We start from the raw sequence: 26,597 nt of genomic DNA on the forward strand, positions 1-26,597 counted from the left end.
CTCTGCTCTTTTCGGCTGTTTATGCTGCGTCTTTCGGCGCCCGCCTCAGCGAGATGCGGAACACCGTGCGGCCCGGAACCGAGTCGGCAGAGATCCAGCCGTCATGGTCCGAGATAATCTTGCTGACCAGCGCCAGCCCAAGGCCGGTGCCGTTTTCCTTGCCCGAAACGAACGGATCGAAAATATCGCCGCGGATTTTCTCGGGCAGCCCCGGCCCGTCGTCGACGATCTCGACCTGCAGCGGCAGGGAATGACCGGAGCCGTCACTGCGCCGCAGCCGGAAGGAATGTTCAAAATAGGTGCGCAGGCGAATGGTTCCGCCTTTGGGATCAGCAGCTTCCGAGGCGTTCTTGAGAAGATTCAGCACCACCTGCAGGAATTGATCCGGATCACCATAGGCCAGCGGCAGCGAGGGGTCGTAATCCTCGATGATTGTCATATGCGCGCCAAACCCCAGCAGTGCCGAGCGGCGCGCACGATCCAGAACGTCGTGAATATTGACTGGTTTGAAATCGGGCTGCGAGAGATTGCCGAACTGCTCGACCTGTTCAAGAAGCTTCACGATACGGCGGCTTTCGGCAACGATAAGATCAGTCAGTTCAAGGTCTTGCTGGGGGATATTCATGCTCAGCAACTGCGCCGCCCCGGTGATCCCGGCCAACGGGTTCTTGATCTCATGCGCCAGCATCTCGGCCATGCCGATGGCCGATTGCGCGGCGGATTTCACCGTATTGCCCCGCGTCATCCGCCCCGCCAGTTCGCGTGGCGAGATGATCATGATCATCGACCCCGGTTGCCCCACCAAAGGCGCGATCTGCAATGCACATTGCAGCGGTGCACGGTTGCCCGACCCGGCATCCACGTCGTTGACGAACAGCGGCGTACCATGGGCACGCGCGCGCTCAAAAGCTTCTTCCAATGGGGCGTCCACGGCGATCTGATCCCAGACCGGATGCCCGATCACCGATTTGCGCGAGGCGTTCAGAAATCCCTCACCGGCCGAGTTCACATCGGCAATCCGGTCTTCGGCGTCGATGATGAAGGCCGGAACCGGCAGCGAGGTCCAGATGCTTTGATCCGAGGTCATGCTGCCACCTCCGCTTCGGCGCTCAACGCCTCGCCCAGCAGACGCATCACCTCCTCCGTATCGCGCGAGGTCAGAACGGCGCGGCGCAGGGCGGCGGGTGTTCCGGCCTCATCCATATACCAGCCCAGGTGCTTGCGCGCGACGCGCAGGCCCAGATCGATGCCGTAGAATTCCAGCATCGCCTGATAGTGCGCGCGGACCATGTCGGTCAGATCGGCACCCGTTGGAATGTCAGGGGCCTCGGCGCCAAAAAGGTCATGGCAAATCTGCGCCAGCAGCCAAGGCTTGCCCTGCGCCCCGCGCCCGACCATGACCCCATCGGCGCCCGATTGCTCCAACGCCGTGCGCGCAGAGCCGGTATCCACAATGTCCCCATTGGCGATGACGGGGATCGAAACCGCCTCTTTCACCGCCCGGATCGCGTTCCAGTCGGCCTGCCCTTTATAGAACTGACAGCGGGTGCGGCCATGGATCGTAACCATGCGAATACCGGCCTCTTGCGCCCGCCGCGCCACGTCCGGGGCGTTCAACAAGGTGTCGTCCCAGCCCAAACGGGTTTTCAGGGTCACCGGCACATCAACGGCCTCGACCACCGCTTCGATCAGGGTCAGTGCGTGATCCGGCGTTTTCAACAAGGCCGAACCGGAGTAGCCATTGGTCACTTTCTTGGCCGGGCAGCCCATGTTGATGTCGATCACCCGCGCCCCGCGATCGGCCACTTGCCGCGCGGCCTCGGCCATCCAATGCGCCTCGCGTCCGGCCAGTTGCACGGCGGTGTTTTCTACATCTGCCGACAGCTCGGCCCGCTCGCGGACACCGGGCTTGGCCTGCACCATCTCCTGGCTGGCGACCATCTCGCTGACGACCATGCCCGCACCAAAGCGCATTACCAGATCACGGAACGGCCGGTCAGTGATTCCGGCCATCGGAGCCAGCAGCACCGGCGGGTTCAGGTCTTTGTCGGCGAGTTGAACGGTCAACGTGCTTAATCCTTGGGCAGTTGCGGCTTTGATATCGAATTGAGCGCATATGAACAACAAAACGGCGGCCTTCAAGCCCGCAAAATCATCACATGCCTAATTTTTAGGCAGGTTAACGCGGGTGATTGCCTCTGCATTCACCGCACCCTAAACATTGCCCTCAAATCACCGGAGAAAACGCCCTCATGACCACCGCCGCCATCATCGTCGCCGCAGGACGCGGGCTGCGCGCCGGAGGGGGGATTCCCAAGCAATGGCGACCACTGGCCGGACGGCGCGTGGCAGACTGGACCATTGAGCGCTTTCGGGGTCAGGTGGATCACATCGTACTGGTCCTATCCGAGGATGACGGCCCGGCGTGGACGGAATTCGAAAACACCGACATGATTCTAACCCGTGGCGACAGCGACCGGGCGGGCTCGGTCCGCAATGGTCTGGCCGCCCTAGCAAAGTTGGCGGTCGATCATGTCCTGATTCATGACGTCGCCCGGCCATGTGTCGGGCTGGACACCATTCAAAACGTACTGGGCGCGCTGAAGGCCCGCCCGGCCGCTGCGCCCGGATTGGCGGTGACCGATGCGCTCTGGACCGGGGACGGAGCCATCGTGACCGGAACACAGGACCGCTCGGGCCTGTTTGCCGCGCAGACACCGCAAGGCTTTCACTATGGTGCCATTGTTGCGGCCCATGCGGCCCATCCCGGAGGGGCTGCCGATGACGTCGAAGTCGCCCGCGCCGCGGGGCTGGACGTGGCCATCGTGCCGGGCGATGCGGACAACATCAAAATCACACGGCCCGAGGATTTTGACCGGGCGGAACGCATATTGGGAACGGATATGGATGTAAGGCTGGGCAACGGGTACGACGTGCATCGGTTTGGCGACGGGGATCACGTGATCCTGTGCGGCGTGAAGGTGCCGCATGATCGCGGCCTGCAAGGGCATTCGGACGCAGACGTGGGCATGCACGCCGTGACCGACGCGATTTATGGCGCATTGGCGCAAGGGGACATCGGTCAGCACTTCCCGCCCTCGGACCCGCAATGGAAGGGCGCCGCCAGCGAGATTTTTCTGCGTCACGCGGTCGATCTGGCCGGAAAGCTGGGCTACCGCATCTCGAATGTCGACTGCACGCTGGTCTGTGAATACCCCAAGATCGGCCCCCACGCGCCAGCCATGCGGAACGAGATGGCGCGGATCATGGGGCTGCGCACCGATCAGGTCTCGGTCAAGGCGACCACATCGGAACGGCTGGGGTTCACTGGGCGCAGTGAGGGGATCGCCTCGCTCGCCACTGCCTGTCTGGTGAAATCATGAATGCCGCGCGCCTGATCGGAACCGTTTGTGGCGTCGGATATCTGCGCCCTGCGCCAGGGACGTGGGGATCGCTGGCCGCCCTGCCCATGGCATGGGTCCTGCATGTGCTGGGTGGCTTTCCGTTACTGGTGATCGCGACCATCGCCGTGTTTTTCGGCGGCCTGTGGGCGACGCGCGTGATGACAGAGGGCCAGGACAATCACGACCCATCAGAGATCGTCATTGACGAGGTCGCCGGGCAATTCACCGCCTTTTGGGCGATTTCCTATCCAGCCTGGGCGTATGGGATCGATATCACAGCACTCTGGCCCGGTTGGATCGCCGGATTCCTGCTGTTCCGCCTGTTCGACATTACTAAACCCGGCCCCGTCGGTTGGGCCGACCGGCGCAATGACCCGATGGGTGTGATGCTGGACGACGTGATCGCTGGCATGTTCGCAGGCGTCGGAGTCGTGATCCTTGCCGGTATCTCACACGGGGTTCTGGGCCTTTGACCGTCGCCACGCTCCTCGACCGCGCCAAGGCGCAAGGGGTGATGATTGCCACCGCCGAAAGCTGCACCGGCGGTATGGTCGCTGCGGCGCTGACCGATATCCCCGGAAGCTCTGCCGTGGTCGAACGCGGCTTTGTCACCTACACCAACACCGCCAAACAGCAGATGCTGGGCGTGCGGGCCGAGACACTGGCGGCACATGGCGCCGTCTCGGAACAGGTCGCCGGCGAAATGGCCGAGGGTGCGCTGAAGAATTCCGACGCCCAACTCGCCGTTTCGGTCACCGGTATCGCGGGGCCCGGCGGGTCCGAGTTCAAGCCCGAGGGGCGCGTCTGCTTTGGATTTGCCGCGGAAGGCTTACCCACCCGCACCGAAACGGTGGAGTTCGGCGCGCTTGGCCGTGACAACGTCCGCCGTGCAGCGCGGGATCATGCGCTGGAGTTGCTCTCGCACGGGCTTTTCACTATCGCCCAAAAATAGGGCAACTGGCGCCCTTTGATGCGCACTTAATCACCAGTCAATAAAAAGCCGCCAAAATAGGCGTCAAAAATCGCATCTGCCTCTTTTTTCCCCGACTTCTCTCCGCTTCAACGCGCGACACGCAAGCTGTAGAGGAGACCGGCCGATGAATGGAGCCGATACTGCCTGGATCATAGTGGCAACCGCCCTGGTCCTGTTCATGACATTGCCGGGACTGGCCCTGTTTTACGGCGGCCTCGTACGGGCCCGCAACGTGCTGAGTGTCTTCATGCACTGTTTCAGCATCGCCTGTCTGATGAGCATCCTGTGGCTGGTTGCAGGCTATTCCATCGCGTTCGGCGACGGAACGTCGGGTCTATGGGGCGGTCTGGGCAAGGCCTTCCTGAACGGTGTGGATGCCGACAGCCTGTCGGGCACCCTGCCCGAGGTTCTCTTTTTCGCGTTCCAGATGACTTTTGCCATCATCACCCCAGCCCTGATCGTCGGTGCCTATGTGGAACGCGTGGGCTTTGGCTTTGTCCTGACTTTCTCGGCCCTGTGGATGCTGCTGTGTTACGCGCCCGTCGTGCACTGGATCTGGGGTGGCGGCATTCTGACCGATGGCGGCATTCTGGGAGAAGTCGGCGTCCGCGACTTTGCAGGTGGCATCGTGGTGCACGAAACCGCCGGTCTGGCGGCGCTGATCATCGCCGTGATCCTCGGGCCGCGCCGCAACCGCACTACGCCTCCGCACAATCCAGGCTATGTGATGATCGGGGCGGCGATGCTGTGGGTTGGCTGGTTCGGATTCAATGGTGGTTCGCAACTGGCGGCCGACGGCGGCGCTGCGATGGCAATGACCGTGACACATATCTCGGCCGCGACCGCCTCGCTGAGCTGGGCGCTGTGGGAGCGCATCAAATACGGCAAGGCCTCGATGGTAGGTCTGGTCACCGGTACGATTGCAGGTCTGGCCTCGATCACGCCGGCGTCGGGCTATGTTGACCCGGTTCAGGCGCTGATTATCGGTGCCGTGGCAGGCGTGTTGTGTCAGGAGGCCGTCAACGTCATCCGCAACATGCTGAACATCGACGATACACTGGACGTTTTCGCGGTGCACGGCGTCGGCGGTATCTTTGGCACCATCATGATCGCCGCCTTTGGTCTGGGCAGCTGGACCGCACAGCTGGGCGGGCTGGTGATCGTGGGTGCCTTTACGTCAATCGTGACGTTTATCTTGATCAAGGGTATTGCGCTTGTAACACCGCTCCGCGTGGACGCCGAGACCGAGACCAACGGGCTCGATCTGTCGGTCCATGGTGAGCGCGCTTATGACATGAGCAGCTGAGCCCACCTTGGCTGCCATGTGCCCGCAAGGGCCAAAGCGGACCTCCTGGCGGGGTCCGCTTTTCTTTTGCGTGCAAGCCTCTCGACTCTGGGTCAATGGTCGGGCTATCAGCCCGCAACGCCATTTTGTCCCGAGGTTGCACCATGATCCCCAGTTCCTTCCCCGATAGCACCGAAATCGCCCGCCTGACCGCGCGGATCCTGCTGGAGATCAAGGCCGTCCACTTCAACGCGCGTGAGCCGTTCACCTTGGCAAGCGGCCTGCCCAGCCCGACCTATATCGACTGCCGCAAGCTGATCTCGTACCCGCGTATCCGCTCGACCCTGATGGACTTCCTGACCGTCACCGTGATGCGTGACGCGGGGTTTGAGGCGTTTGACAATATCGCGGGCGGCGAGACTGCGGGCATTCCGTTTGCGGCAATGGTCGCCGAGCGTATGGCGCTGCCGATGACCTATGTGCGCAAAAAGCCCAAGGGTTACGGCCGCAACGCCCGCATCGAAGGTGCCATGAGCGAAGGGGAACGCGTGCTGCTGGTCGAGGACCTGACCACCGATGGCGGTTCGAAACTGTCCTTTGTGGATGCGATCCGCGAAACCGGTGCCACCTGCGGGCATACAGCGGTCATCTTCTACTATGGCATCTTCCCCGAGACCGAAAAAACCCTCGGCGACCACGGTGTGCAACTGCATCACCTGTGCACCTGGTGGGACGTTCTGGCCGAAGCCAAGGCCCAGAACGCCTTCGACCAAGAGACGCTGGACGCGGTCGAAGTCTTCCTGAACGATCCGCGCGGCTGGCAGGAAGCCAACAAGAGCTGACGCTGCGACATCTGTGCGCGGTCTGGAAACAATGCCCGCGCACAGAGATCCAATCCTACAATATGTTGACGAATAACCCCATCATACTTCAATATGATGGGGTCCGGAGATATGCACAGCCTATCCCCAAAAACATACAATTTGCCCCGACTCATGGGGCTGAGCTATGGACTGTGCCTAACAGGCATAGAGAGCAGAAATGAACGAGATCAGCAGCATCGAGCAGGCAGCCGCACAGATTCAGAATGCCGAAACCATGCCGCATTCCATTGAGGCCGAGCAGCAGCTTCTGGGTGCGATCCTGACGAATAACGACCTCTACGACCGGGTGGCCTCAATCATCGGGGCCGAGCATTTTTATGACCCGGTTCACTCACGGATCTACGAGGTCGCGGCCACGCGCATCGCCAAGAATGCGCTGGCCTCTCCTGTCACTCTGAAGTCGTTCATGGCCGAGGATGAGGGCCTTAAGGAACTGGGCGGTCCGGCCTATCTGGTCAAACTGGCCGGTGCCTCGATCAGTGCGTTTGCGGTGCATGACTATGCCCAGATGATCTATGACCTCGCCATCCGGCGCGAATTGATCCGGCTGGGGCGCGATATCTCGGACAAGGCGGCTCGGGTCGATGTATCAAGCGAGCCGAAAGAACAGATCGTCGAGGCCGAGCAACAGCTTTACCAGTTGTCCGAGCAGGGCCAGACCGAACAGGGTTTCCAATCCTTCCTCAAGGCGGTCACAGAAGCCGTCAACGTCACCAACGAAGCGTACCAGCGCGGTGGCGGCATGGCAGGAATTTCCACCGGTCTGGCCGACTTGGACAAGCAGTTGGGCGGTCTGCACCCGTCGGACCTGATCATCCTTGCCGGTCGCCCGTCGATGGGTAAGACCTCGCTGGCAACCAACGTGGCATTCAACGTGGCCAAGGCCTATAAGCGCGGCACAAAACCGGACGGTTCTGAGGGTGCGATTGACGGCGGCGTCGTCGGGTTCTTCTCACTGGAAATGAGCGCCGAGCAGTTGGCGGGCCGGGTTCTGGCCGAAGCCTCCGAGATTTCGTCGCACAAGATTCGTCAGGGCGACATGACGGAATCCGAGTTCCGCCGCTTCGTCGATGCAGCCAAGGAATTGGAAGCCTGCCCCCTGTTCATCGACGACACCCCCGCCCTGCCGATCTCGCAGCTTGCCGCCCGTGCGCGGCGGTTGAAGCGGACGCATGGGCTGGACCTGCTGGTGATCGACTATCTGCAGCTCTGCCGTGGTATGGCCGACAATCGGGTCAACGAAATCGCCGAAATTTCGATGGGCATGAAAGCCATCGCCAAAGAGCTGAACATCCCGGTGATCGCGCTTTCACAGTTGAGCCGTCAGGTCGAAAGCCGCGACGACAAGCGCCCGCAGCTGTCTGACCTGCGGGAATCGGGCTCGATCGAACAGGATGCCGACGTGGTGATGTTCGTGTTCCGCGAGGAATACTACAAGGAACGCGAAAAGCCCGGCGATCACGAACTGGACAAGATGGAAGAGTGGAAGCAGGCCATGGAGCGCCTGCATGGCAAGGCCGAGGTCATCGTCGGCAAGCAACGCCACGGCCCCATCGGCACGGTCGAACTGTCCTTCGAGGCGCAGTTCACCCGCTTTGGCAATCTGGTCAAACCCTGGCAGCAGGACGGTCAGATCGAGAACTACTGACCTACCACAATTCGGGCCTGTTGAACGCGCTGACACAGCGCGACGGGCCTTCTATTGGTGTCTGATCGCCACTCAGAGATTGTCCGATCCATCCCTGCGGCATACTCAGCGGCATGGGCGGCCGGACAACCGCTTCGGTGATTGGCTGAAACCCGGTTTTGCCGTAATATGCCGGATCACCGTAGGTCACGACAAAGTCCACACCGTGCAGACGCAACTGCTCCAGCCCGAAACCGATCAGCCTTTGACCGATGCCTGATTTCTGCCGGTCCGTCCGCACCGCCACCGGAGACATCAAGAACACCTGACGCGGGTCCTGGTCATAGTGAAGCCGTGAAAACAGGATGCACCCGGCCAGCACGTCGCGATCCACGGCCAACACACCCAGCAGATCATCCTCGGGGGTAGAATTCAGAAGGTCCGCCGCCAATTCGCTGACCACGCGCCCCTCGTCCTCGCCCTCGGATGCGGTAAAGACATCCCGGAACAGCCCCGGCAACTCGGCGGCCCGGGCTTTGAACTCGGCGGTCAGGTTCAACATTTTCAACTCCAATCCAGCAGCATCGACAGTCCCCTTCAACGCCCGCAGTTGATCACAGCACGAACACAATGGCGAGACACAGGTCAGGGCCGCAAAGGCCTTTTTTCGCCAAGGCTTTGCGGCACCGGCCAAAAGCTGCGCGGTATCGCAACGATATGCACAAGAATTACCGCATTCCCCCTTGACCTGCCGCGTTCCAATGTCATGAACAGCACCATGAGTACCGCACGTTTGACGATCAATCTTCAGGCGCTGGCCAGCAACTGGCGGGCGCTCAACGCAAAAACGGATGTCGAGACCAGCGCCGTGGTCAAAGCCGACGCCTATGGTCTGGGTTCCGGACCGGTATCCGCGACCTTGGCCGAGGAAGGTGTTCGCAAGTTTTTTGTCGCCGTCGCCGAGGAAGGCGTCACCGTGCGCAAGGCCGTTGGCCCCGGCCCGCTGATCGGCGTGTTCTCGGGGCATATGGAAGGTGACACCGATCTGCTGCGCGATCATGACCTGACGCCGCTGATCAACTCGCCCGAACAGTTCCTGCGTCACCAGCAGGCGTTACCGGACCAACCCTTTGGCATCCAGCTGGACAGCGGCATGAACCGTCTGGGTCTGGAGCCCGCCGACTGGGCCGAACTGCGCCCCAAGGCCGAGCCGCTGAACCCGGCCGTGGTCATGTCGCACCTCGCCTGCTCGGACGAACCCGACCACCCGATGAACCGCCAGCAGCTGAAAACCTTCCGCGAGATGACGGACGGCGTCACTGCGCCCCGGTCGCTGGCAGCCACCGGCGGCACGCTGCTGGGCCCCGAATTCCATTTCGACTTCTGCCGCCCCGGTGTTGGCCTTTACGGAGGGATGCCCTTTGCCGACGCCAAGCCGGTGGTGACGGTCGACCTGCCCGTCATTCAGGTGCGCGCGGTCGAGGTCGGAGAATCCGTCGGTTACGGCAACAGCTGGGTTGCACGGCGTCCGTCTCGTATCGCAACCGTGGCCGCTGGTTATGCCGACGGTCTGCACCGCGCCATCGGCGGCGGTATCGACACATTTGCGGGTGGCATGCCCTGCCCTGTGGTCGGCCGGATCTCCATGGACCTGATCACCGTCGACGTCACCGACCTGCCCGAAGACCCCGAACGCCTGCGCATCCTGAACGGCCACCAGACCGTCGATGACCTGGCCGAGGCTGCGGGCACCATCGGCTACGAAATCCTCACCTCGCTTGGCGCGCGCTATTCCCGGGGCTACGTGGAATGAACCCTCTCAACCTGCTGGGCGGTCTGGGCCGGGCGGTCCTGGCGCTATTCGCCACATTCGGCAAAGTTGCGCTGTTCTCGGTGGATGCGATTTCGCACATCTTCCGCCCCCCCTACTACCCGCGTGAGTTCATGGTTGCGCTGATGAATATCGGCTGGCTGTCGCTGCCGGTCGTCGGCATGACCGCCATTTTCACCGGTGGCGCGCTGGCCCTGCAAATCTACGCTGGTGGCGCCCGCTTCAACGCCGAGGCCGTGGTGCCACAGATCGTCGCCATCGGTATGGTGCGCGAACTCGGCCCCGTTCTGGTCGGCCTGATGATCGCGGCCCGCGTGACCTCATCCATCGCGGCTGAGATCGCCACCATGAAAGTGACCGAGCAGATCGACGCGCTGGTCACCCTGTCGACGCATCCGATGAAATACCTGACCGCCCCGCGCGTTCTGGCCGCACTGATCACCGTTCCGCTGCTGGTGGGGATCGGCGACATTATCGGCATAGCCGGCGGTTATGCAGTCGCGACCCAGAACTTGGGTTTCAATCCGGCAAACTACCTGTCGAACACCGTCAATTTCCTTGAGGCCCGTGACATCGTCTCATCGCTGGTCAAAGGGGCCGCCTTCGGCCTGATCGCGGCAATCATGGGCTGCTACTACGGTATGGATTCGGGCCGCGGCGCGCAGGGCGTGGGCCGGGCCACCAAATCCTCGGTCGAATCCGCCGCAATCATGATTTTGGCCGCCAACTTCATTCTGACAGGGGTGTTCTTCTCGCTATGATCCGAATGGAGAACGTACATAAGGCTTTCGGCGACAACCATGTGTTGCAGGGTATGAACCTTGAGATTCCCAAGGGCACCTCGATGGTTATCATCGGCGGCTCGGGCACGGGGAAATCCGTGGCGCTGAAATGTATCCTGGGACTGATCAAACCCGACAGCGGCATGATCTACGTGGACGGAAAAGACGCCACCAAGGGCGACCGGGACAGGTTCCTGGCCCGCTTTGGCATGCTGTTTCAGGGGGCGGCGCTGTTTGACTCGCTGCCGGTCTGGCAGAACGTTTCCTTCCGCCTGCTGCGCGGCCCGCTGAAACGCCCTCCGGAATACGCCCGCGAGATCGCCATCGAGAAACTGCGCCGCGTGGGGCTGAAATCCGACGTGGCCGACCGGTTTCCGTCGGAACTGTCGGGTGGAATGCAGAAACGCGTCGGCCTCGCCCGCGCCATCGCCGCCGAGCCCGAGATCATCTTCTTCGATGAGCCCACCACGGGTCTGGACCCGATCATGTCCGGCGTCATCAACGACCTGATCCGCGAAATCGTGACTGAGATGGGCGCCACCGCCATGACCATCACCCACGACATGAGTTCCGTCCGCGCAATTGCCGACAACGTCGCCATGCTGCACGGAGGCGTCATCCAATGGACCGGCCCGGTAAGCCAGATGGATGCGTCGGGCGATCCCTATGTGGAACAGTTCATCAGCGGCAGTGCCGAGGGGCCGATTGAGGCGGTGCGGTGACGAGCTTAGCCTTGGACTACGTTCTTGGATTCGGGCTGATATTTTGCTGGGCTTTCGCCGCTTACTTTGCGTTGGTTGGTTTGTCTCGGTTCCCATTATTGTCGCTGTTGATCTTCGCAACCTTTACTTATGGGCTCGTGTACGCTTTCCAACCGAGCTTTGCCGTGCCTCATACACCTTTTTTGATAGGGAACGGATTGTGTTACACCGCAATTTCAGTCGTTGTTTTGTGGCCCGGACGTTTTTTTGATCCGAAACCTCTTGCAAGGTTGGCGGGGCTGATTTTTGTTGTCGCGGGCCCCGCAACAGTGTGGGCAATTTACGAGGGCCTAAAAACCGCTATCCCACCAGTTGGCTAAGATCGTAGCGATTTCCCAGAGCACGGATTACATATCAGTGATGCCAATGACCCTCCGCCTCGCCACCCTCTCGCTCCTGATCCTCTACCCCATCGCGTGGTTCGCCCCGCTGATGCGCGCGGGCCTGCTGCCGATCTTCGGCCTCAGCGAAATCAGCGTCATCACCGGCCTGCAATCCCTCTGGAAATCCGACGTCTTCCTGGCGCTGATCGTCACCGTCTTCGCCCTCTTCGCGCCATACATCAAAACCATCGGCACCGCCCTGATCCAATGGGACCTGCTGGATGCCCGCGTCCAACCCGCGCTCAACATCCTCGGAAAACTGGCAATGGCCGACATCTTCCTGATCGCGCTTTACATCACGCTGGCCAAGGGCATCTCTTACGCGACCATCGAAACCGCATGGGGCCTCTACCTGTTCACAGCCTGTATTCTGGCGTCGATTGCACTGGGCCAGATTACCGAAATGACACGCAGTTCACGAAATCCTCAGAGCTAATTGATTGAAAACACTCATCTGAGTATCATCTTAGTATTTCGAGCAGTAAAAATTTGTAGTTTACGGGTCCGCAGCGGATCATTCTGTGTGTTTTAGGTGTCTCCGCTTGGACCTGGTGTTAACCGGTTCTAGAAGGAGTTCGTCGATCATGACAGCCCTCCACAATGTGACATTGCAATTTCAAAATGCCTTTTTGAGACTGACCTTTTTTCTGATATGCGCGGCCGCACTACTATCCGTTTCAGCCACACTTCTGTCCGCCCTGGGTGTATTGCCCTGGCTCTCGATTCAGGCCGGGTTCGGTGACGGCACGGTAACCGACGCCGGGATGTACGTTCAGATCGGCCTGACCGCGCTGATCCTGATGCTGGCGTTCTACCTGCCGGCCAATGCGCGGATGATGGCGCTGGAAAACAACCATCGAAAATTCGCGCTGAACATGCACGATATATCTTCGGCCTATCAAATGGCCCATGCCGCAGATCGCGAGGGGCTGTTCATGATGTCGTCCGAGTTCGACGCCGTCAAAGAGCGGATGGCCTTTTTGCGCCAGCACCCCGACCTGCAGACGCTTGAGCCCGAGATTCTAGAGCTTGCTGCTCAGATGAGCCAGATCAGCCACGAGCTGGCCCAAACCTACGGCAACGCCAAAATCTCTCGCGCGCGGATGTTCCTGCAACAGCGTCAGGAAGAGATCGAACAGTTCCAGAAGCGGATCGAAGAGGCGCAGGTAATCCAGAACGAACTGCGCCAATGGACCCGCGACGTCGAGATGGAGGAATCCATTGCCAAGTCGCAATTGACCCGCCTGCGTGACGAGCTGTTTGAACTGCTGCCGGAACTGTCGGCGCAGTTGCAGACACCGCCCAAGGATAAAACGTCCCAAGCGTCCAGCGTCATCGCAATGTCGCCCCCCCGCGCCGCGGAATAGGCGCGCCAGCGCCCGCCACGGACGATGGCCCCTTGGGGCCTGAGGACGCGGCACCCCATCGGCGGAGATGAAAGCCCTGCAAGGGCTTGAAGAACCGCCCGTCCTCGGGCACCAAGGCGGCATGGCAAAGACGACTTTCTCCTGCTCGGCCTGTGGCGCGACACATTCGCGCTGGTCCGGGCGTTGCGACGGATGCGGTGAATGGAACACCATTTCGCAGGACGTTCCCCTATCCGCCGGACCGGCCAAGAAATCCCTTGGTGGAAAACGCGGCCAGTCCATTGCTCTCAGCGACCTGTCCACCGAGGAAACGCCTCCACCCCGAACCCTCTGCGGGGTCGAGGAACTGGACCGTGTGCTGGGTGGCGGCCTTGTTCCCGCCTCGGCCCTTTTGGTGGGCGGAGATCCGGGCATCGGCAAATCCACCCTTCTGCTGCAGGCCGCGGCGCGGTTTTCCCGGGCCGGCGTCAAAACCATCTATGTCTCGGGCGAGGAAGCCAGCGCGCAGGTGCGGATGCGCGCGCGCCGATTGGGGCTTGAGGACGCGCCGGTGCAACTGGCGGCCGAAACCAATCTGCGCAACATCCTGACGACGCTTGAGGCGGAAAAACCCGGCCTCGCCATCATCGACTCGATTCAGACCATGTGGGCAGACAATGTGGACAGCGCCCCCGGCTCAGTGTCACAAGTTCGGGCCGCAGCGCATGAATTGACCACGTTTGCGAAACGACACGGCGTATCGGTCATCATGGTCGGCCATGTCACCAAGGAAGGCCAGATCGCAGGCCCCCGCGTGGTCGAGCACATGGTCGACACCGTGCTCTATTTCGAAGGCGAGCGTGGCCATCAATTCCGCATCCTGCGCGCCGTGAAAAATCGCTTTGGCCCGGCTGATGAGATCGGCGTTTTCGAAATGACCGGCAAAGGGCTGGCGCAGGTCACCAACCCCTCGGCCCTGTTCCTGTCGGAACGTGGCACCCCCAGCCCCGGTTCGGCCGTGTTTGCCGGGATCGAAGGCACCCGCCCTGTTTTGGTTGAATTACAGGCACTTGTGGCCCCTTCACCGCATTCCCAGCCCCGCCGCACGGTTGTCGGATGGGACAGCGGGCGGCTGGCGATGATCCTCGCCGTGCTTGAAGCCCGCTGCGGTATCCCCTTCGCGGGCCTCGATGTCTATCTGAACGTCGCCGGAGGGCTGAAGGTCAGCGAACCCGCAGCCGACCTTGCGGTAGCTGCCGCATTGCTGAGTGCCCGCGAAGACACAGCCCTGCCCGCAGATACCGTTGTTTTCGGAGAAATCTCGTTATCCGGGGCACTTAGACCCGCCCCGCAGACCGAAAACAGGTTGAAAGAAGCCCAAAAACTTGGTTTCACATCGGCAATTGCTCCGGCAGGTGGCAAAACCGGCACTGTGGCAGGTCTGACACTCACCCGACCCTCTGATTTGGTGGGGTTTGTTGGCGAAACCTTCGGAGCAGGTTAAGGTAACGCCTTGAGGGGCTGAAAAAAATACAGGCGAGGGCCATGGAAGGTTTTACAATAATCGACGGGGTGGTTGCCCTGATCATCGTCGTGTCGGGCCTGCTGGCCTATTCACGCGGTTTTTTACGTGAGGTTTTGGCCATCGCGGGCTGGGTCGCAGCCGCCGTTCTGGCCTTCATTTTTGCACCCCAGGCCGTACCGCTGGTAAAAGAAATCCCGGTGGTCGGAGATTTCCTGCGCGACAGCTGCGAATTGTCGGTGATCACCGGTTTTGCCGCCGTCTTTGCCATCGCGTTGATCGTCGTCAGCATCTTTACACCGCTGTTTTCGTCGATCGTTCAACGCTCGGCCATCGGCGGGCTGGATCAGGCGCTTGGGCTTTTCTTCGGCATCGCCCGCGGCATCCTGTTGGTGGCCATTGCTTTCTTTGTCTACGACACCGTGATGACCGGTCAGTCTTATACGATCGTCGACGAAAGCCGCTCGGCCAAAGTGTTCGAACAGTTCAGCGACCGGATCGAAGAACAGAACCCCGAACAGGCTCTGGGCTGGGTCACCCAGCAATATGAAGAGCTTGTGGCAAGCTGCAACGGTGGCACGGACACTACGGAACAACCGGCCGCCCCGGATACAGCCGAACCGGCCACCACCGAATAAGAAAAAACGCCCGGCTTTGTCCGGGCGTTTTTTTCTACGTCTGCGCGTCAGGTTTTAACTGACAAAGCCCTCGCCCGCGCAGACTGTGCATCTGATGGTTTTCAGGCCAAAACATCCTTCGCAGCGACCCATTATGGGTTTTCCAAGTATATCCCGGCTTTTAAGGACCTCTCCGGCCCCATTGCAGATCGGACAAGGCGCGCGTCCCATACCACGGCACCTATGGCACCTGCGTTTTACAGGTTCTTCCTTTTTTGTTCCTTGCTTGTGTTGCCACATGGCTTTGCCCCAATCGAACCCGGTTTTATGAAAAAACTCATGACTTTCGCCATGACAGCACATGCCTGCGCCCGTGTCACCTTTTGATGCCGTGTCAGGCAAAATACACCTGCAGGAACCGACAATTGTGATCCTTTGATGACACAGGCCCCGTTAGGCATTATGTGGATGCCGAGCTGACATGGAATCGGAGCCGCCGATCTTGCTGACCCTGTTTACTTTCGCGCCCGCCCTCGTGACGAAGGCGCGTCTGCACCAGCAGCCGGGATCGCGGCAAGGCGTACAGGTACACCTATGCAGATGTTCAGATCATCATCGCCAGTCAAAACGTCGTAGAAGTTGGAGCCCGTAGATGTGTGGGATTTTGGGGATCGCAAGCAGGACGCATGATGTCTTTGCGGAAATCTATGACGGGCTGCTGATGCTGCAGCACCGGGGTCAGGACGCCTCGGGCATCGTCACCTATAACGATGAATTCTTCCGTGAAAAGAAAGCCAACGGTCTGGTCAAGGATGTGTTCAACGCACAGGACGCCGAAACCCTGTTGGGCAAGATCGGCATGGGCCATGTGCGCTATCCCACGGCAGGGTCGCTCAGTGCGTCCGAGGCCCAGCCCTTCTTTGTGAACGCGCCTTATGGCATCTATCTGGTCCATAACGGCAACATCACCAACACCGCCGAACAGCGCGAGAAGGTCACCGCAAAATACAGCCGCCACCTGCGCACCACTTCGGATTCCGAAATTCTGCTGAACGTGCTGGCCGACAAGGTTGCCGACGCAATCAAGGTGAATGGCAATGCCGAGCCGATCCGCAACCTCTTTGCCGGTGTGAAGATGACGATGGAGCGGGTTCAGGGCGCCTATTCGGTAATCTGTCTGGTTGCCGGTGTCGGCATGCTGGCCTTCCGCGACCCGTATGGCATCCGCCCGTTGTCCGTTGCCAAACGCGATGTGGATGGCGAAGGCGACGACTATGCCTTTGCCTCGGAAGATGTGGCCTTTGGCATCAACGGCTTTGACAAGCTGCGCGACGTCAAACCCGGCGAGGCGATCCTGATCGATCTGGACGGCAAAATGCACACCTTCCAAGCGGTCGAAGGGCAACTGACGCCGTGCATTTTTGAATATGTCTACCTCGCCCGCCCGGATTCGCTGCTGGACGGTGTCTCGGTCTATAAGACCCAGATGCGCATGGGCCAGACACTGGCCCGTCAGATCGAGGCCGCCGGTCTGGATATCGACCGCATCATCCCCGTACCCGACAGCGCCCGCCCGGTCGCGCTTGAGGTCGCCAAGGCGACCGGCATCCCCTACCGCGAGGGGCTGGTCAAGAACCGCTATGTCGGTCGGACTTTCATCATGCCCGGTCAGGAAGAGCGTCAGAAATCTGTGCGCCGCAAGCTGAACGCCGTTCCGCTTGAGTTCAAGGGCCACAACGTACTGCTGATCGACGATTCCATCGTGCGCGGGAACACGATCAAAAAGATCGTGCAGATGTGCCGTGAGGCCGGAGCCAAGAAGGTGTTCATTGCCAGCGCCTCTCCGCCGGTGAAATTCCCCAATGTCTATGGCATCGACATGCCCACCAAGCATGAATTGATCGCCAATGGCAAAGAGGTCGAAGAGATCCGGCAGGAACTGGGCGCCGATGCTCTGTTCTATCAGAACCTCGACGACCTGATCTGGTCCGCCAAGGAAGGCAACCCCGAGATCGAGGCCTTCGACTGTTCCTGCTTTGACGGCAACTACATCACCGGTAGTGTCAGCGACGATTATCTGGACAGCCTCGAAAACAGCAGCCGCGTCAGCAAAAAGCGCGAGGACATGCAGGTGCCCGGCGGTTCGTGGAACAGCGCGAAACTGGCTTCGGGATAAGTCCGGACTCGAATCAATACAGTTTTTGACCCGCACAGCTTTGGTGATGCGGGTCTTTTTCTGTCTGGCTCTCAGGCGCATGAGTGGGTTTTCGCGCACAACCCTCCGATGAAGAATTTGCAATCGCAAGGGCTTCGCCCGAGTCGAGGACCCTGTCGGTCTCGTGACCCTGAGCCGGGGTTTAACTCTGTGGTCCGGTTTGCTAGGCCGCCGACTGCCAACCACTCAAAACAAGGGGCTGGGCCACCACGGCCGGGTCGGAATTCATGTCGAACGCAACCGTCAAAAGCGTGGCCACACAAAAGGGTGCGCTGAACAAAAGTTCCGTGTCCGTGCTGGGGGTCTTCGGGCCAAAGTCGGATATGCGCGCGCTGGTGCGCATGTCGTCTGGCCGAGTGAAAGAGGTCAAGCCTGGCAGCCGGGTATCCTCAGGCACCGTGGTCGCCATTGATGACGAGGGTGTGATGCTGCGACAAAGCGGCCAGACCAAACGGATCGCCATACCCGGCAGTTAAACTGGCTTGACGCCCTGCGCGCAGGGGTTCAAACCGCTGTTATGACCGATCAGACCAAAATTGCCCTCGTCACCGGGGCCTCTCGTGGGTTGGGCGCCGCCCTGGCCGAGGCGCTGGCACCCGAATATCACATCGTCGCCGTTGCCCGCACCACCGGCGGGCTGGAAGAGCTGGATGACCGCATCCGCGCCAAAGGCGGCGCAGCCACGCTTGCCCCTATGGACATCGCCGATCCGAACGCCATGGCCACCTTGTGCCGGGGCATCCATGATCGCTGGGGCAAGGTCGATCTGTGGCTTCACACGGCAGTCCACACCTCGGCGCTGACGCCCACGCATTTCGTCGATCCCAAGGAATGGACCAAGGCCGTCAACACCAATGCCACTGCCACGTCGGTCCTGATCCCCTACATCGCCCCCCTGCTGGGCGAGGCCGGACATGCCGTGTTTTTCGATGACCCGAAAGCGGGCGAGAAATTCTATGGCATCTATGGCGCGACCAAGGCGGCGCAGATGGCGCTGGCACGCAGCTGGGCGCTTGAGACCGAACGCACCGGTCCGCGCGTGACAATTGTCGAGCCTGCGCCGATGCCAACGGCCGTACGCGCTCGTTTCCACCCCGGCGAGGATCGTGATGTGCTGACCAGCACAGCAGATGAGGCCGCGCGCATTTTGGCACTGCTGTAGGGAATGGCCCTTTGGGCCATGCCTCCGGCGGAAGTATTTGGGAAAAGATGAAGCGCGCGGGTTTACGCGATATGCACGCCGTTGCGCCCGGCCAGATCGACGAAGAATTGCCACGCCACGCGGCCCGAACGTGCGCCGCGTGTGGCCTGCCATTCGATGGCTTCGGCGCGCAGGGTCTCGGGTGTAATTGAGACACCGTGGGCCGCGCAATAGCGGTCGATCATGGCCAGATATTCATCCTGATCACAGGGATGGAAGCCCAGCCACAGCCCGAACCGGTCGGACAGCGAGACCTTTTCTTCGACCGCCTCGGACGGGTTGATGGCGCTTGAACGCTCGTTCTCGATCATGTCCCGCGGCATCAGGTGGCGGCGGTTCGAGGTGGCGTAGAAGACGACGTTTTCCGGGCGGCCTTCAATGCCACCGTCCAGCACCGCCTTGAGCGATTTATAGTGCTGGTCATCGTGGCTGAAGGACAGGTCATCACAGAACAGGATAAACCGGTGCGGCGCGGCGCGCAGATGGTTCAGCAGGCGCGCGACCGAGCCCATGTCCTCGCGCTGCAGTTCCACCAGTTTCAGGTCCGGAAAGTCCGCCTGTAGCGTGCCATGCACCGCTTTGACGAGGCTGGATTTACCCATCCCGCGCGCGCCCCAAAGCAGGGCGTTGTTGGCCTTGAAGCCGGCTGCGAACCGACGCGTATTGTCCAGCAACGTATCACGGGACCGGTTGATTCCGACCAGCAGGTCCAGATCGACCCGGTTGACCTGCGTGACCGGCTCCAGCCGATCCGGCTCCACATGCCAGACAAAGGCCGGGGCAGCCCCGAAATCGGGGGCGGCCAGAGGAGCTGGCGCCATACGTTCCAGCGCGTCGGCGATACGGTTCAGGGCTTGATCGTCCATTGAGGCCTCCGGTCTTGTCTTGCGGGGTTCAAACCATGTTCCGCCCGGCACAACAAGAGCGCGGCACGAAAAAGGCGCGCCCCGAAGGACGCGCCCGATTGTTAGCAACCGACAGGATTACTTGCCGTCTTCTTCCAGCACGATCTCTTCGTCGGCCTCTTCTTCTTCGTCGTCATAATAGCCATCAGCGCGCAGTTGCTCTTCGCGCTTTTTCTCGACGCGTGCGACGAGGAAGATCGACACCTCATAGAGCCCGTAGACCACCACAAAGAGAATGATCTGAGTGATCACGTCCGGCGGTGTCACCAGTGCAGCCAGCACCAGAATGGCGACCACGGCGTATTTGCGTACCGAGCCCAGCCCTTCGGCAGTGACCAGTCCGGCCTTACCCATCAGGGTCAGCAGAACCGGCAGCTGGAAGCACAGGCCAAAGGCCACGATGAACTTGATCGTCAGGTTCAGATATTCCTGCGCCGAACCCTGGAACACCACGCTCAGCGGTGCCGCTGTTGCGCTATCGGTCACAGCCTCACCTTCGGCACCGAATTGCTGGAAGCCAAGGAAGAAGTCATAGGCCAGCGGCGTGACCACGTAGAAGGCAAAGCTTGCGCCCAGCAGGAACATGAAGGGCGAGGCCAGCATGAATGGCAGGAACGCGTTCTTTTCCGACTTATACAAGCCCGGCGCCACAAACCGCCACATCTGCATGCCGATGTAAGGAAAGGCCAGGATGAAGCCGCCCAGCAACGAGACCTTGATGGCGACAAAGAAGCCTTCCTGCGGCGAGATGAAGATCAGCCCGCAATCCTGCCCACGCTCAGCCAGAACATTGCACAGGGGGTTAGTCAGGAAATTAAAGAGGGGCGTGGCCACCGTGAAGCAGATGATCATCCCGACCAAGAACGCCACGACGCAGTGAATCAACCGCGTGCGCAGTTCCGCCAGGTGCTCGATCAATGGGGCCGAGCTGTCCTCGATCTCGTCGGTTTTGGTCATGTCTTGCTTTCGGTTTTCAGCGCGGCTTCGGCCTCTTCAGCCTTGGCCAGCGCGTCAGCAGCTTCTTTGGCCTTGCGATCAGCAGCGGCCCGCGCGGTCGAGGCCTGAATCTTCTTGGCCTGTTCAGCCCGTTCAGCGGCCAGCTTGCCGGTTTCGCTGTCGGGGTCGAACTTGGTCGGGTCGATGCTTTTCGCCAGATCCTGTGCGGCCTCTTTCACGCCGTCCATGGCGGTACCAACCGGGTTGGTGGCCGCGTTGAGACCCTTCTTGATCTCGTTCACGCCCGCCTGATCGGCCGCCTCGTTCATGGCGCTGGAAAACTCACGCGCCATGCCACGGGCCTTGCCGACAAAGCGGCCGACATTGCGGAACAGCACCGGCAGGTCCTTTGGTCCCACAACGATCAGGGCAACAACGCCGATGACCAGAAGCTCGGTCCAGCCCAGATCAAACATCTGGACTTAGGCCTTGTCTTTGTCGGTCTCGGGGGTGACGTCCTTGGCCACTTCGGCGGCGTCCTGCTCCAGTTCGTCCGCGCCTTCGCGAACACCCTTTTTAAACGAGGTGATGCCCTTACCCACTTCGCCCATCAGAGAACTGATTTTGCCGCGGCCAAATAGCACCAGCACCACGACGGCGATCAGCAGAAGACCGGGAAGGCCGATATTGTTGAGCATGTCTCTTCTCCTTGTACGTCGGCGCCGCGCGCCGGGAATGTTGTCTGGCCCCGTGTCTACGCCTGCAGGGCCGTACGCAAAAGTGACGCAAATCAATTCCGCGCCGAATTGTGAACGGATCGTACGTTTTTTACGGGCTGGCCTTCCTTAACTGACAGGTTTATGTCAGTTGTTGGTGGCTAGGAAGAGGGCATCGAAACCTGGTCAACGGAGATTCACATGACCCATGTTGCAGAAATCGTCACCTTCACCCTTGCTAATGGCACCTCGCCAGAAGAGTTCGTGAAACTCAGCCAGACCTCCGAGGCGTTTGTCCGCTCGGCGCCGGGCTTTGCCCATCGGCAACTGAGCCACGGAGAGGATGGCCGCTGGACTGACTATGTCGTCTGGACCGATATGAAAGCCGCCAAGGATGCCGCCGCGCAATTCCCGCAACAGGACTTCTGCGCGAATTTGATGGCCGCCATCAACCCTGAAAGCATCCAGATGCGCCATGAGAACGTTCAATGGAACATGACCGCCTAGACGCGGTTCGGACGGCGTGACATGCGCCGCACGGATCGCCTGTTCGATATCATCCAGATCCTGCGCGACGGCAAACTGCACCGCGCGCAGGACATCGCGGATCGGCTCGAGGTCTCGGTTCGCACGATCTACCGCGACATGGATACGCTGGCCGCGTCCGGCGTTCCGGTCGAGGGCGAACGCGGCGTCGGCTACATGGTCCGCGAGCAGATCACCCTGCCCCCGCTGAACCTGACTCCCTCAGAGTTGGAAGCACTGAACCTCGGCATGGCCATCGTGGCCGAGGCCGCCGACCCTGACCTGAAAGCAGCGGCCGAGTCACTGGCCGACAAGATCGACGCGGTGCTACCGACTCAGGTCGTGGCCGAGGCCGATACATGGAAATTCGCCGTTTACCCCTTTGCCGACGCGGCACGGGGGCTGGCGCATATGGCCCCGATCCGGGCCGCCATCAAATCCCGCCAGAAACTGCGCCTGACCTATCGCCGCATCGACGGCGTTCTGACAGACCGCACCATACGCCCCTTGCACATGGAATACTGGGGCCGCGTCTGGACCCTCACTGCTTGGTGCGAGTTGCGCGAAGGCTTTCGAGTCTTCCGCATCGACCTGATCGAGGCGGTCGAGCCATTGCCCGAAATTTTCGCGGACGAACCCGGCAAGCGCCTGGACGACTTCGACCCGCACGCCTGACCGACTTCATCTTTTCCCAAATACTCCCGCCGGAGGCATGGCCCGGAACGGGCCATTTCCGTCACTTCAGGTAAGGTTCGGGATCAACCGACTCAAACCCTTTCCGTACCTCGAAATGGACATAGGAGTTATCCCCGCCCCTCAAGGATGCGATCTGCTGACCACGGCGCACCCGGTCGCCTTTTTTGACACTGGCTTTGTCGACATTCGCATAAACGGTCAAAAGGTCGCTGTTGTGCTTGATCACGATGATCGGCACCTGATCGGCATCTGCGGTGATGGCTGCAACGGTCCCGGCCTCGGCCGCCTTTACGGCAGAGCCAGGTGCCCCGGCAATATCGATTCCTTCGTTCTTGCCCTTCTCATAGGTCCGGATGATCGTCCCGGTGACAGGTAACCCAAGGGCCGAGTTGCTCTGGCTGGTCGGCGCCTCTGCGGTTACGTCAGGCGCTGGTACGGCCGGGGCGACCTGCTCGTCCGGCAGAGGCTGCGTCGCGCTTGGCGGTGTCGGTGTCGGCGACCCCTGCCCCGGTTGCGTCACGTTGGTGGCCGGCACAGCGGCCTGTTGCGGCGCAGGCTGGTTCTTGATCGGGATCAGCAGGAACTGATCTTCCCGCACGGTAAAGTCCGAATCCAACCCGTTCCACTCGGCCAGTGCGTTGACCGGAACATCGTATAGGCGCGAGATGGTAAAGGCCGTCTCACCCCGTTTGACCTTGTGACGGATCGGCTCAGGCCCCGAGGCCGCAGGCGGCGTCGGCGCAGGCGCCGCAGCGGGTTGCGCGGGTTCCAGCGTCGATGTCCGAACCGAACCGTCCGCCGGTGCCTCATCAATGGCCGTCCCGGCAATTGTGGCGATATCCACGGTACTGCCGGCTGCAACCGTGCGCGGCAATGCGATTACTTCGCCATCGCGCAGTTGGTCATCGGGTTGCAACCCGTTGAACCTTGCCAATTCACCCGCAGGCAGGCCGATACGTGCGGCCACATCATTGACCGTGTCCCCCCGGCGTGCGACGGCAACCTGGTAGTTCGGATAGCTAATCACCCCCCGCGCGTCCGGGGTCGGACGGTTGGTGGTCGCGGATTGCGCGGCATCTGCGGTCGTAAAACCACCCACATTGCCCCGCAGATCATAGTCGAGCGGACCTTCGCACCCGGCGAGGAACGCCACGGCCGCCACCCCTGTCGCACAGCGGAGCATCGCTGATTTGGAAACTGCTCTCATCTTACTGTCCTCAACGCCTGCCCCTGTTCTCCGGGGTTCCGGCGCATATTGCAGAATATCTAGTTACGCCCCGTCCCTGCCAAGCCCCTCCAAAAGGGGCACGAAACGAACGGGCAACAATTCGTCATAGTCCAAACCGGTTTCGGTACGCCGGACCCGGATCAGGGTCTGAACCGCATCCGACTGTCCCACCGGCAACACCATGATACCGCCGATTTTAAGCTGCGCCAAGAGCGGTCCGGGCGGGTCTTCTGCCGCAGCGGTCACAATGATTCGATCAAACGGGGCCTGCTCGGACAAACCGAAGGACCCATCCGACAACATCGTGGTGACATTGGTCAGCCCCAACTCGCGAAACAGCGCCCCGGTTTCGCGCACCAGACGCTTGTGGCGTTCCACCGTATAGACCCGGCGCGCCAGCTTAGACAGGATCGCCGCCTGATAGCCCGAGCCGGTTCCGACCTCGAGCACCGTATCCCGCGGAGTGACCTCAAGCGCCTGTGTCATCAGCCCCACGACCGACGGCTGGCTGATCGTCTGCCCGCAGGCAATCGGCAGAGGCGTATCCTCATAGGCGCGCTCGGCAAACAGGCCCTTGACGAACCGGCCCCGGTCGACCTGCTCCATCGCCGCCAATACGCGCGCATCCGTTACACCCCGCGACCGCAGGGCGAACAGGAACTGCATTTTCGTTTCGGGATCCAGTCCGGTCATTCGATTGTCTTCAGTGCCTCAAGCGCATCATGCGCTGTCAGATCGGCCCGCATCGGCGTGACCGAGATATAGCCCGCCAGATTGACCGCCGCATCCGTGCCCGGCGCGGTCGGGTTGTGCTGGTAGCCACCCTTGATCCACAGGAACCGCCGCCCCGAAGGCGAGCTGTGCGGTTCTACCGAGAAATGAGTGTCGCGGCGATAGCCCTGCGGAGCAACCCGCGTGCCCAGCACCTCATCTGCGGGTACCGGGGGGAAATTCACGTTGTAAAACAAGCGGTAATCGCCCTGCTCTACCGGGGTGGCATCCAGGATTTTCCGCACCAGATCGGCGCCAAACCGGGTTGCGGCCTCGAACGGATCGTCCAGCCCCAGATTGCGCGGGCCGAAATACTGCGACAGCGCAATCGCCGGGATACCCTGCAGTGCTGCCTCCATCGCGCCGCCGACTGTGCCGGAATAGAGTGTATTTTCGGCCGAGTTGTTGCCCCGGTTCACCCCCGACAACACCAGATCGGGTCGCGCGTCTTTCATGACGTCATGCAGCCCGGCCAACACACAATCGGCAGGAGAGCCCTCGGCGGCAAAGCGACGCTCGCCCAGCTTGGCGACCATCATCGGGTGGGTATAGCTGATGCAATGGCCGACGCCCGACTGTTCAAAGGCGGGGGCGACGACCCAGACTTCTCCGTCCGGTCCGGCCAGATCGGCCGCGATCGCTTCCAGGGCGATCAGACCCGGCGCGTTGATGCCGTCGTCATTGGTCAGAAGAATACGCATATGCCCCATCCACCGCTGCGTTTTGACCTTGATAGACCCGCCCCCGCGCGGCGGCAAGCAAAGCGAACCTGCAATCTGCGGCTTTCGCGCACCACTTGGGGCAAAACTGTGGGTTCAGACCCTAATCCGGGAAAACAAAGCACCGATCCCGGCGCACGGTCAGCCACATGACCCGCCCCGGATTGGGCACAAAGACATTCGGCACGGTGGCCTTCAGGACCGAGCCGTCATGGTCCATCCGAAACTCCACCAGGCTTTCATTGCCCAGAAACCGCGCCCGCTCGACCACTCCGCGGGCGGCGACCCCGTCGGTTACCGTGGGCAGTGGCCCTTTGCCATTGCGGTCAAAATCCAGCCGGACATGCTGAGGCCGGAAAACGATCTCGACATCCGTGCCATCGGGGACCCCCGGCGCCAGGAACTGACCAAATGGTGTTTTCGTCAGCGCGCCCTCAACTCTGCCGCGTAACACGTTGATATCGCTGAAAAATGCCACTGCGGCCTTGTCGACCGGACGGGTATAAACATTGTACGGTGCGCCTTGCTGAACGATCTTGCCGCGGCGCATCAAGGCGATCTCATCGGCCATGCGCATCGCCTCTTCGGGCTCGTGCGTCACCAGCACGACGGCGGCGTCTTCTTCCTTGAGGATCGCCAGCGTCTCATCGCGGATACCGTCGCGCAACCGGTTGTCGAGGCCCGAGAACGGCTCATCCATCAGCATGATACGCGGACGCGGCGCCAGCGCGCGCGCCAAAGCCACACGTTGCTGCTCCCCCCCCGACAGGTGGTGCGGGAACTTGTCGATGAAATGGATCAGATCGACCTTGCGCAGCAGTTCTTCGACCCGCGTGCGCTTTTCCTCTTTGTGACCCTTCAGGCCAAAGGCCACGTTGTCGGCCACGTTCAGATGCGGGAACAGGGCAAAGTCCTGAAACATCAGGCCGATCTCGCGACGCTCGGGCGGCACGCGGAACACCGTGTCACAGATCAGCTTGCCGTCGACATAGATTTCGCCGGATTCCTGCATCTCGACCCCAGCGATCATGCGCAGCGTGGTCGACTTGCCGCAGCCCGACGGCCCCAGCAAACAGGTCACCTTCCCCGCTTCAACGGTCAGCGAGACGTTGTCCACAACAACCCGCCCCTCGTACCGGGCGATCAGATTGCGGATTTCCAGACGAGGAGGAGTTGCGTCAACTGTCACCGATGGACCCCATTGCCTTTTCCCGATCAAATTCATCGGGCTTTAGGCGGGGATAGCAACCCCGCCCGTCAGGCGCAAGGG

Annotated in this window: 30 protein-coding genes; 19 read left to right on the top strand and 11 right to left on the bottom strand. The window is 61.0% G+C overall.

Features of this window, described 5'->3' with window-relative positions; all coding sequences use genetic code 11:
* Nucleotides 1-19: 19 nt before the first annotated feature.
* Both ACR0NT_RS05480 and dusB read right to left on the bottom strand, forming a co-directional pair.
* Nucleotides 20-1,087: an ATP-binding protein gene (locus ACR0NT_RS05480; RefSeq protein WP_170671735.1), complete on the bottom strand. Its 1,068-nt coding sequence runs from the start codon at nucleotides 1,085-1,087 to the stop codon at nucleotides 20-22.
* The gene (gene dusB / locus ACR0NT_RS05485) at nucleotides 1,084-2,067 is read right to left on the bottom strand and encodes a tRNA dihydrouridine synthase DusB (RefSeq protein ID WP_480442706.1); all 984 of its coding nucleotides are present in this window, start codon (nucleotides 2,065-2,067) and stop codon (nucleotides 1,084-1,086) included. Before dusB ends, ACR0NT_RS05480 begins: the two co-directional genes overlap by 4 nt.
* A 185-nt stretch (nucleotides 2,068-2,252) precedes the next feature.
* Between dusB and ACR0NT_RS05490 the strand changes: the two genes are divergently transcribed.
* The 6 genes from ACR0NT_RS05490 (at nucleotide 2,253) to ACR0NT_RS05515 (ending at nucleotide 8,194) form a co-directional block, all read left to right on the top strand.
* Nucleotides 2,253-3,383 carry a bifunctional 2-C-methyl-D-erythritol 4-phosphate cytidylyltransferase/2-C-methyl-D-erythritol 2,4-cyclodiphosphate synthase gene (locus ACR0NT_RS05490; protein WP_170443681.1) on the top strand — a complete coding sequence of 377 codons (1,131 nt, stop codon included), beginning with the start codon at nucleotides 2,253-2,255 and terminating at the stop codon, nucleotides 3,381-3,383.
* Nucleotides 3,380-3,877 (top strand): phosphatidylglycerophosphatase A family protein, encoded by a 498-nt coding sequence (locus tag ACR0NT_RS05495; protein ID WP_170671737.1) that lies wholly within the window; start codon nucleotides 3,380-3,382, stop codon nucleotides 3,875-3,877. The genes ACR0NT_RS05490 and ACR0NT_RS05495 overlap by 4 nt, the downstream gene beginning before the upstream one ends.
* Nucleotides 3,874-4,356 (top strand): CinA family protein, encoded by a 483-nt coding sequence (locus tag ACR0NT_RS05500; protein WP_170671739.1) that lies wholly within the window; start codon nucleotides 3,874-3,876, stop codon nucleotides 4,354-4,356. The genes ACR0NT_RS05495 and ACR0NT_RS05500 overlap by 4 nt, the downstream gene beginning before the upstream one ends.
* 145 nt (nucleotides 4,357-4,501) lie before the next feature.
* Complete coding sequence (locus tag ACR0NT_RS05505) at nucleotides 4,502-5,683, top strand: ammonium transporter (protein ID WP_170671741.1); 1,182 nt, start codon at nucleotides 4,502-4,504, stop codon at nucleotides 5,681-5,683.
* A gap of 143 nt (nucleotides 5,684-5,826) precedes the next feature.
* The gene (locus tag ACR0NT_RS05510; protein ID WP_170671743.1) at nucleotides 5,827-6,504 is read left to right on the top strand and encodes an orotate phosphoribosyltransferase; all 678 of its coding nucleotides are present in this window, start codon (nucleotides 5,827-5,829) and stop codon (nucleotides 6,502-6,504) included.
* A gap of 199 nt (nucleotides 6,505-6,703) precedes the next feature.
* Nucleotides 6,704-8,194 carry a replicative DNA helicase gene (locus tag ACR0NT_RS05515; protein ID WP_170443671.1) on the top strand — a complete coding sequence of 497 codons (1,491 nt, stop codon included), beginning with the start codon at nucleotides 6,704-6,706 and terminating at the stop codon, nucleotides 8,192-8,194.
* 1 nt (nucleotide 8,195) lies between these two features.
* Here ACR0NT_RS05515 and ACR0NT_RS05520 read toward each other — a convergent pair whose 3' ends face one another.
* A complete protein-coding gene (locus ACR0NT_RS05520; RefSeq protein WP_170671745.1) occupies nucleotides 8,196-8,735 on the bottom strand; it encodes a GNAT family N-acetyltransferase in 540 nt (179 codons plus the stop codon).
* Between the two features lie 216 nt (nucleotides 8,736-8,951).
* Here ACR0NT_RS05520 and alr point away from each other — a divergent pair, with 216 nt between their 5' ends.
* From alr to ACR0NT_RS05575, 11 genes are all read left to right on the top strand, one after another.
* The gene (gene alr, locus ACR0NT_RS05525; protein WP_170443667.1) at nucleotides 8,952-9,986 is read left to right on the top strand and encodes an alanine racemase; all 1,035 of its coding nucleotides are present in this window, start codon (nucleotides 8,952-8,954) and stop codon (nucleotides 9,984-9,986) included.
* Nucleotides 9,983-10,765 (top strand): MlaE family ABC transporter permease, encoded by a 783-nt coding sequence (locus ACR0NT_RS05530; protein ID WP_170443665.1) that lies wholly within the window; start codon nucleotides 9,983-9,985, stop codon nucleotides 10,763-10,765. The genes alr and ACR0NT_RS05530 overlap by 4 nt, the downstream gene beginning before the upstream one ends.
* Nucleotides 10,762-11,508, top strand: a complete 747-nt coding sequence (locus ACR0NT_RS05535) for an ATP-binding cassette domain-containing protein (protein ID WP_170671747.1) — start codon at nucleotides 10,762-10,764, stop codon at nucleotides 11,506-11,508. Before ACR0NT_RS05530 ends, ACR0NT_RS05535 begins: the two co-directional genes overlap by 4 nt.
* 11 nt (nucleotides 11,509-11,519) lie before the next feature.
* Nucleotides 11,520-11,867 carry a hypothetical protein gene (locus ACR0NT_RS05540; protein ID WP_170671749.1) on the top strand — a complete coding sequence of 116 codons (348 nt, stop codon included), beginning with the start codon at nucleotides 11,520-11,522 and terminating at the stop codon, nucleotides 11,865-11,867.
* A 46-nt stretch (nucleotides 11,868-11,913) separates the two neighbouring features.
* Nucleotides 11,914-12,366, top strand: a complete 453-nt coding sequence (locus ACR0NT_RS05545) for a paraquat-inducible protein A (protein ID WP_170671751.1) — start codon at nucleotides 11,914-11,916, stop codon at nucleotides 12,364-12,366.
* 271 nt (nucleotides 12,367-12,637) lie between these two features.
* Complete coding sequence (locus ACR0NT_RS05550; RefSeq protein WP_480442711.1) at nucleotides 12,638-13,297, top strand: DNA repair protein; 660 nt, start codon at nucleotides 12,638-12,640, stop codon at nucleotides 13,295-13,297.
* A gap of 121 nt (nucleotides 13,298-13,418) precedes the next feature.
* The gene (gene radA, locus ACR0NT_RS05555; protein ID WP_170443657.1) at nucleotides 13,419-14,780 is read left to right on the top strand and encodes a DNA repair protein RadA; all 1,362 of its coding nucleotides are present in this window, start codon (nucleotides 13,419-13,421) and stop codon (nucleotides 14,778-14,780) included.
* A gap of 41 nt (nucleotides 14,781-14,821) precedes the next feature.
* Nucleotides 14,822-15,436 carry a CvpA family protein gene (locus tag ACR0NT_RS05560; RefSeq protein ID WP_170443655.1) on the top strand — a complete coding sequence of 205 codons (615 nt, stop codon included), beginning with the start codon at nucleotides 14,822-14,824 and terminating at the stop codon, nucleotides 15,434-15,436.
* A 631-nt stretch (nucleotides 15,437-16,067) separates the two neighbouring features.
* Entirely contained in the window at nucleotides 16,068-17,591 is a 1,524-nt protein-coding gene (purF, locus tag ACR0NT_RS05565; RefSeq protein ID WP_170671755.1) for an amidophosphoribosyltransferase, read from the top strand.
* A gap of 266 nt (nucleotides 17,592-17,857) precedes the next feature.
* Entirely contained in the window at nucleotides 17,858-18,106 is a 249-nt protein-coding gene (locus ACR0NT_RS05570; protein WP_170443651.1) for a hypothetical protein, read from the top strand.
* A 41-nt stretch (nucleotides 18,107-18,147) separates the two neighbouring features.
* Nucleotides 18,148-18,792 carry an SDR family NAD(P)-dependent oxidoreductase gene (locus tag ACR0NT_RS05575; protein WP_170443649.1) on the top strand — a complete coding sequence of 215 codons (645 nt, stop codon included), beginning with the start codon at nucleotides 18,148-18,150 and terminating at the stop codon, nucleotides 18,790-18,792.
* Between the two features lie 62 nt (nucleotides 18,793-18,854).
* Here ACR0NT_RS05575 and ACR0NT_RS05580 read toward each other — a convergent pair whose 3' ends face one another.
* The 4 genes from ACR0NT_RS05580 to ACR0NT_RS05595 all read right to left on the bottom strand — a co-directional run bounded on the left by ACR0NT_RS05580 (nucleotide 18,855) and on the right by ACR0NT_RS05595 (nucleotide 21,370).
* A complete protein-coding gene (locus tag ACR0NT_RS05580) occupies nucleotides 18,855-19,697 on the bottom strand; it encodes an ATP-binding protein (RefSeq protein WP_170443647.1) in 843 nt (280 codons plus the stop codon).
* 117 nt (nucleotides 19,698-19,814) lie between these two features.
* Entirely contained in the window at nucleotides 19,815-20,693 is an 879-nt protein-coding gene (tatC, locus tag ACR0NT_RS05585; RefSeq protein ID WP_170443645.1) for a twin-arginine translocase subunit TatC, read from the bottom strand.
* Nucleotides 20,690-21,148 (bottom strand): Sec-independent protein translocase protein TatB, encoded by a 459-nt coding sequence (gene tatB / locus ACR0NT_RS05590; RefSeq protein WP_170671757.1) that lies wholly within the window; start codon nucleotides 21,146-21,148, stop codon nucleotides 20,690-20,692. Before tatB ends, tatC begins: the two co-directional genes overlap by 4 nt.
* A 6-nt stretch (nucleotides 21,149-21,154) precedes the next feature.
* A complete protein-coding gene (locus tag ACR0NT_RS05595) occupies nucleotides 21,155-21,370 on the bottom strand; it encodes a twin-arginine translocase TatA/TatE family subunit (RefSeq protein WP_170671759.1) in 216 nt (71 codons plus the stop codon).
* Between the two features lie 219 nt (nucleotides 21,371-21,589).
* Here ACR0NT_RS05595 and ACR0NT_RS05600 point away from each other — a divergent pair, with 219 nt between their 5' ends.
* Entirely contained in the window at nucleotides 21,590-21,895 is a 306-nt protein-coding gene (locus ACR0NT_RS05600; RefSeq protein ID WP_170443641.1) for a hypothetical protein, read from the top strand.
* A gap of 21 nt (nucleotides 21,896-21,916) precedes the next feature.
* The gene (locus tag ACR0NT_RS05605; RefSeq protein WP_170443639.1) at nucleotides 21,917-22,588 is read left to right on the top strand and encodes a helix-turn-helix transcriptional regulator; all 672 of its coding nucleotides are present in this window, start codon (nucleotides 21,917-21,919) and stop codon (nucleotides 22,586-22,588) included.
* A 61-nt stretch (nucleotides 22,589-22,649) separates the two neighbouring features.
* On the opposite strand, the gene ACR0NT_RS05610 is transcribed toward ACR0NT_RS05605, so the two are convergent.
* From ACR0NT_RS05610 to ACR0NT_RS05625, 4 genes are all read right to left on the bottom strand, one after another.
* Complete coding sequence (locus ACR0NT_RS05610; RefSeq protein WP_170443637.1) at nucleotides 22,650-23,816, bottom strand: peptidoglycan DD-metalloendopeptidase family protein; 1,167 nt, start codon at nucleotides 23,814-23,816, stop codon at nucleotides 22,650-22,652.
* Nucleotides 23,817-23,879: 63 nt separating this feature from the next.
* Nucleotides 23,880-24,530, bottom strand: coding sequence for a protein-L-isoaspartate(D-aspartate) O-methyltransferase (locus ACR0NT_RS05615; RefSeq protein ID WP_170671761.1), 651 nt, complete (start codon nucleotides 24,528-24,530; stop codon nucleotides 23,880-23,882).
* Entirely contained in the window at nucleotides 24,527-25,309 is a 783-nt protein-coding gene (gene surE, locus ACR0NT_RS05620) for a 5'/3'-nucleotidase SurE (protein ID WP_170443633.1), read from the bottom strand. The genes ACR0NT_RS05615 and surE overlap by 4 nt, the downstream gene beginning before the upstream one ends.
* Before the next feature lie 121 nt (nucleotides 25,310-25,430).
* Nucleotides 25,431-26,552 carry an ABC transporter ATP-binding protein gene (locus ACR0NT_RS05625; protein WP_170671763.1) on the bottom strand — a complete coding sequence of 374 codons (1,122 nt, stop codon included), beginning with the start codon at nucleotides 26,550-26,552 and terminating at the stop codon, nucleotides 25,431-25,433.
* Nucleotides 26,553-26,597: the final 45 nt, after the last annotated feature.

This window comes from Ruegeria sp. AB10 (assembly GCF_056542745.1).

Bases quoted from the DNA above. Each gene is read 5' to 3' on its own strand.
- ACR0NT_RS05595 (WP_170671759.1), bottom strand. From the start codon at position 21,370: ATGCTCAACAATATCGGCCTTCCCGGTCTTCTGCTGATCGCCGTCGTG.
- tatB (WP_170671757.1), bottom strand. From the start codon at position 21,148: ATGTTTGATCTGGGCTGGACCGAGCTTCTGGTCATCGGCGTTGTTGCC.
- ACR0NT_RS05495 (WP_170671737.1), top strand. From the start codon at position 3,380: ATGAATGCCGCGCGCCTGATCGGAACCGTTTGTGGCGTCGGATATCTG.
- ACR0NT_RS05530 (WP_170443665.1), top strand. From the start codon at position 9,983: ATGAACCCTCTCAACCTGCTGGGCGGTCTGGGCCGGGCGGTCCTGGCG.
- ACR0NT_RS05560 (WP_170443655.1), top strand. From the start codon at position 14,822: ATGGAAGGTTTTACAATAATCGACGGGGTGGTTGCCCTGATCATCGTC.
- ACR0NT_RS05580 (WP_170443647.1), bottom strand. From the start codon at position 19,697: ATGGACGATCAAGCCCTGAACCGTATCGCCGACGCGCTGGAACGTATG.
- ACR0NT_RS05625 (WP_170671763.1), bottom strand. From the start codon at position 26,552: ATGAATTTGATCGGGAAAAGGCAATGGGGTCCATCGGTGACAGTTGAC.
- ACR0NT_RS05520 (WP_170671745.1), bottom strand. From the start codon at position 8,735: ATGTTGAACCTGACCGCCGAGTTCAAAGCCCGGGCCGCCGAGTTGCCG.
- ACR0NT_RS05515 (WP_170443671.1), top strand. From the start codon at position 6,704: ATGAACGAGATCAGCAGCATCGAGCAGGCAGCCGCACAGATTCAGAAT.
- ACR0NT_RS05600 (WP_170443641.1), top strand. From the start codon at position 21,590: ATGACCCATGTTGCAGAAATCGTCACCTTCACCCTTGCTAATGGCACC.
- tatC (WP_170443645.1), bottom strand. From the start codon at position 20,693: ATGACCAAAACCGACGAGATCGAGGACAGCTCGGCCCCATTGATCGAG.
- ACR0NT_RS05605 (WP_170443639.1), top strand. From the start codon at position 21,917: ATGCGCCGCACGGATCGCCTGTTCGATATCATCCAGATCCTGCGCGAC.
- radA (WP_170443657.1), top strand. From the start codon at position 13,419: ATGGCAAAGACGACTTTCTCCTGCTCGGCCTGTGGCGCGACACATTCG.
- alr (WP_170443667.1), top strand. From the start codon at position 8,952: ATGAGTACCGCACGTTTGACGATCAATCTTCAGGCGCTGGCCAGCAAC.
- ACR0NT_RS05570 (WP_170443651.1), top strand. From the start codon at position 17,858: ATGTCGAACGCAACCGTCAAAAGCGTGGCCACACAAAAGGGTGCGCTG.
- ACR0NT_RS05480 (WP_170671735.1), bottom strand. From the start codon at position 1,087: ATGACCTCGGATCAAAGCATCTGGACCTCGCTGCCGGTTCCGGCCTTC.
- purF (WP_170671755.1), top strand. From the start codon at position 16,068: ATGTGTGGGATTTTGGGGATCGCAAGCAGGACGCATGATGTCTTTGCG.
- ACR0NT_RS05575 (WP_170443649.1), top strand. From the start codon at position 18,148: ATGACCGATCAGACCAAAATTGCCCTCGTCACCGGGGCCTCTCGTGGG.
- ACR0NT_RS05490 (WP_170443681.1), top strand. From the start codon at position 2,253: ATGACCACCGCCGCCATCATCGTCGCCGCAGGACGCGGGCTGCGCGCC.
- ACR0NT_RS05505 (WP_170671741.1), top strand. From the start codon at position 4,502: ATGAATGGAGCCGATACTGCCTGGATCATAGTGGCAACCGCCCTGGTC.
- ACR0NT_RS05545 (WP_170671751.1), top strand. From the start codon at position 11,914: ATGACCCTCCGCCTCGCCACCCTCTCGCTCCTGATCCTCTACCCCATC.
- ACR0NT_RS05535 (WP_170671747.1), top strand. From the start codon at position 10,762: ATGATCCGAATGGAGAACGTACATAAGGCTTTCGGCGACAACCATGTG.
- ACR0NT_RS05610 (WP_170443637.1), bottom strand. From the start codon at position 23,816: ATGAGAGCAGTTTCCAAATCAGCGATGCTCCGCTGTGCGACAGGGGTG.
- ACR0NT_RS05615 (WP_170671761.1), bottom strand. From the start codon at position 24,530: ATGACCGGACTGGATCCCGAAACGAAAATGCAGTTCCTGTTCGCCCTG.
- surE (WP_170443633.1), bottom strand. From the start codon at position 25,309: ATGCGTATTCTTCTGACCAATGACGACGGCATCAACGCGCCGGGTCTG.
- ACR0NT_RS05510 (WP_170671743.1), top strand. From the start codon at position 5,827: ATGATCCCCAGTTCCTTCCCCGATAGCACCGAAATCGCCCGCCTGACC.